The sequence below is a fragment of the Roseomonas nitratireducens genome, from assembly GCF_017813355.1.
GTDB lineage: Bacteria > Pseudomonadota > Alphaproteobacteria > Acetobacterales > Acetobacteraceae > Neoroseomonas > Neoroseomonas nitratireducens.
The window spans coordinates 1-1,852 of sequence record NZ_JAGIYZ010000056.1; the positions used below are offsets into that span (position 1 = coordinate 1).

The window sequence follows — 1,852 nt, forward strand, 5'->3', positions numbered from 1 at the left end:
GCCGAGGCCGCGATGCGCGAGGCCGTCGCCCGCGCCGCGACCGCCGAGCAGGCGCGCCAGCGCGCCGAGGACATCGCGCGGCAGGCCGCGACCGTGCAATCCGCCGCCGAGCGCGCCCGCGCCGAGGCCGAGCGCGACGCATCCGCCCGCATCGCCGCGGCCGAGCGCGCGCGCACCGAGGCCGACGCGCTGCGCCAGGAAGCCGCGAACCGCGCCGGCCGCGCGGAAGCCGCGGCGGGGGAGCAGTCGCGGCTCGCCGACAGCGCCCGCGCCCAGGTCGCGCTGCTGACCCGCCAGATCGAGGCGCTGCGCAGCGAGATCGCGCGCCTCGTCATCGCCCTGGAACTCGAGGAAGCGGCCGGGCGCGACCGCGACGCGCAGATCACGCTGCTCGGCCAGCGGCTGAACGCGGCGCTTGCCGCCCGCGTCGAGGAATTGCAGCGCTACCGCTCGGACTTCTTCGGCCGGCTGCGCGACGTGCTGGGCGAAAGGCCGGAGGTGCGCATCGCCGGCGACCGCTTCGTCTTCCAGGGGGAGGTGCTGTTCGCCCCCGCACAGGCGGAACTGTCCGAGGAAGGCCGGCGGCAGGTGCGCGCGCTCGCCGCCGTGCTGGCCGAGATTTCGTCGCAGATCCCGCGCGACATCGCCTGGGTGCTGCGCGTCGACGGCCATGCGGACCGCACGCCGATCCGCTCCGCCCGCTTCGCGAGCAACTGGGAACTGGCCGCGGCGCGCGCCATCGCGGTGGCGCAGCTGCTGATCGCCGAGGGGCTGCCGCCGAACCGCGTCGCCGCCGCCTCCTTCGGCGACACCCAGCCGATCGATGCGGGCGAAGGCCCGGGCGCGCTCGCGCGCAACCGGCGCATCGAACTGCGCCTGACCGATCGCTGATGGCGGCGATGGGCACGGAGGAGATCCTCTTCGTCGCGGCGCGGGGCGCGATCGCCGTGCTGGCCCTGGTCGCGCTCGTCAGCGTCTGGGCGTCGATGCGCGGCGCGACGGCGATGCCGGCTTCCCCGCGCCCGCTGCTGGTCGCGCTGGTGCCGCTGCTAGGGCTCGCGGCGGCGATGCAGGGCTTCGATGCCTGGGACAACGTGGTCCGGCATCATGAACAGAAGATCCTCCCGTCCTCCTGGATCTGGATGCTGTTCGACGCCGCTGTGCCGGTCCTCGCGCTGATCGCGCTGCGGGTGACGCGCGAGCGCGACGCGGCGCTGGCGCGGCTGTCGTCGATGGCGGTGACGGACCCGCTGACGGGCCTCGCCAACCGGCGCGGCTTCACCGACGCGGCGATGGCCGCCATCGCCGCCTGCCGGCGGGACGGCGCGCCGGCCGCGCTGGTGATGTTCGACGTGGACCGCTTCAAGTCGATCAACGACGGGCACGGCCATCCGGCGGGGGATGCGGTGCTGGTCGCGCTGGCGGACGTGCTGCTGCGCGGCGCGCGCGCGGGGGACATCACCGGCCGGCTGGGCGGGGAGGAATTCGCCCTGTTGTGCCCCGGGCTGGACGCGCCCGGCGCGGCCGCCGTCGCGGAACGGCTGCGCGCCGCGCTTCGCGCCGGCGTGCCGCATCCGGCGGGCGGGGATGCGGCCGTGACGGCTTCGGCGGGCGTGGCGGAGATCGCGGTGCGCGGCGCGCCGGCCGGTGCGCTGGATGCCGCGCTGAAGGCCGCGGATGAGGCGCTCTATGCCGCGAAGGCGGGCGGGCGGGACCGGGTGGTCGTGGCCTAGGTCGTGTGGACTCTTGGGATTCCCGAAGGCGGCGTGACGTGATTCAAGGCTGCCTTTGGGGAGCTGGCCTTGGGCGTCTTGGATCGTTTGGTGCTGAGCGACACGGCGTGGGAGCGGAT

Annotated in this window: 2 protein-coding genes; both read left to right on the forward strand. The window is 75.4% G+C overall.

Going from position 1 to position 1,852, the window contains the following annotated elements; all coding sequences use genetic code 11:
* On the forward strand, positions 1-891 hold an 891-nt coding region (locus tag J5Y09_RS24135; RefSeq protein ID WP_209354404.1), incomplete at its 5' end, for a peptidoglycan -binding protein.
* Positions 891-1,733 (forward strand): GGDEF domain-containing protein, encoded by an 843-nt coding sequence (locus J5Y09_RS24140; protein ID WP_209354405.1) that lies wholly within the window; start codon positions 891-893, stop codon positions 1,731-1,733. The genes J5Y09_RS24135 and J5Y09_RS24140, both read left to right, overlap by 1 nt.
* Positions 1,734-1,852: the final 119 nt, after the last annotated feature.